Origin of the sequence: Pseudoduganella sp. RAF53_2 (assembly GCF_052113985.1) — a bacterium.
In the GTDB taxonomy this organism is placed as follows: Bacteria; Pseudomonadota; Gammaproteobacteria; order Burkholderiales; family Burkholderiaceae_D; genus Rugamonas.
Map to the genome: position 1 here is coordinate 1 of NZ_JBFRDW010000882.1, position 1,836 is coordinate 1,836.

The 1,836-nt window shown below is 60.2% G+C and carries 1 protein-coding gene; it reads left to right on the forward strand.

The window, feature by feature from the left end; genetic code table 11:
• Nucleotides 1-209: 209 nt before the first annotated feature.
• On the forward strand, nucleotides 210-1,836 hold a 1,627-nt coding region (locus AB4Z11_RS30620; RefSeq protein ID WP_442029796.1), incomplete at its 3' end, for a TonB-dependent receptor.

Consider the following 1,836-nt stretch of genomic DNA (forward strand, 5'->3'; position numbering starts at 1 on the left):
CTCCCTGTCCTGTGTCATCAAATCCACGAACGTACAATTTTTAAATTGACATCGACTTCGCGATTTGGGTAGTATGAAAACGGTTTCAAGAATGCAGAAATCGATTTCACTAAATTTGAAAACGATTTCATATCAATGAAATCGTTTTCTAAGAAAAGATAATAGCGCAATACCGCTGTACATCAAACAGGAGACTTATGAACACTTGCATGCCCCGAGCCCGCTTGCTGGGCTCTCCGATCCGGCTGGCCATCCTGACGCTTCTCGCTGGTATCAATCCCGCCATCGCGCAAACTGCCGCACCGGCGCAGCCAGCGCAGGCCGAGGCAATTCCTGAAGTCTATGTGACCGCCACCAAGCGTTCCACCTCCCTGCAGAAGACCCCGGTGGCCGTGACTGCGATCAGCGCCGCGTCGCTGGACGACAACCACGTGCAGACCATTCAGGACGTGGTCAACCTGGTGCCGGGCTTCCAGGCCACTACCCAGGGCGACCACGGTGTGATCACCATGACGCTGCGCGGCGTGGGTAACGACAGCGCCAAGACCGAATATGCGGACCCGGAAGTCGGCACCTTCGTGGACGGCGTGTACTCGCCGCGTCCTGAAGGCGCGACCACGCTGCTGTTCGACCTGGAAGGCATTGAAGTCCTGCGCGGTCCGCAAGGCACGCTGTGGGGCCGCAACTCCACCGTCGGCGCAGTCAATATGCAGACGGTGAAGCCGACCATCGGCAGCAGCTCCGGCTACGTTGAAGCAGGCCTGGGCAAGTTCGGCCGCCTCGGTGCGCGCGGTGCGGTGAACATTCCGGTATCCGACAAYTTCGCGATGCGCCTGGCCTTCGTGCACGAGCAGCACGACGGTTATGTGGACTACCAGACCCCGCCGAACATTCCGCTGTCGCAGCAGCAGGCCGCAGCCGCAGCAAATATCGCGGCCTACAATACGGCGAATCCGACACGTCCGATCAGCTTCCAGCCACTGAACACCAGCCTGTTCGTGCAGGGTGGTCCGAAGTACAACGCGCAGGACCAGAGCGCAGTGCGACTGAGCTTCCTGTGGGACCTGTCGCCGCAGCTGAAATGGAACCTGTCGTATGAACGCTTCCAGGACCGCGGCACGCCGAACATGAACCTGATGCAGACGCCGCGCGCCGGCCAGGAATTCTGGTCCGCGCTGATCGATACTGCGCCTTCGCTGAAGCGTGATTCCAACTCCGTGCGCACCCGCGTCGACTACCAGATCAACAACGACATGGCGCTGGCCTATATCGGCGGCTGGTCCTCGTTCCGCGGTTCCTCGACCTTCGATCAGGACGGCGGCGCAGTTGCACCGACCAGCTTCACCAGCGGCGGCAACTTCCAGGCCGATAACACCGTGTGGTCCAAGTACAAGAGCTACACCCACGAACTGGAACTGCAATCGACCGGCAAGAAGCAGGTGGACTGGTTGCTCGGCCTGTACTACGCGTCCGAAAACAACGGCATCCGCTTCGACATCCCGATCATCAACGGCACCCAGCAGGGTACCGTGGGCTGGCAGGGCTCCTTCATTCAGCCGAAAGAGACCGTGGAATCGAAGGCGGTGTTTGGCCAGGCAACGTGGAACGTCAACGACGATCTGCACCTGACCGGCGGCCTGCGCTACACCGACGACAAGCGTGAAAACATCGACGGCAAGGGCATGGGCTGGGTATCCAACACCGCAGCACCGCAGATCCCGGTCAACCCAAGCGTGAACCCGTTCGACCCGGCCAGCGGTTTCGCGCTGAGCAGCGACAACCACGGCAGCTTCAGCGGCAGCAAAGTCACCTGGCTGGCGCGCGCATCGTATGACC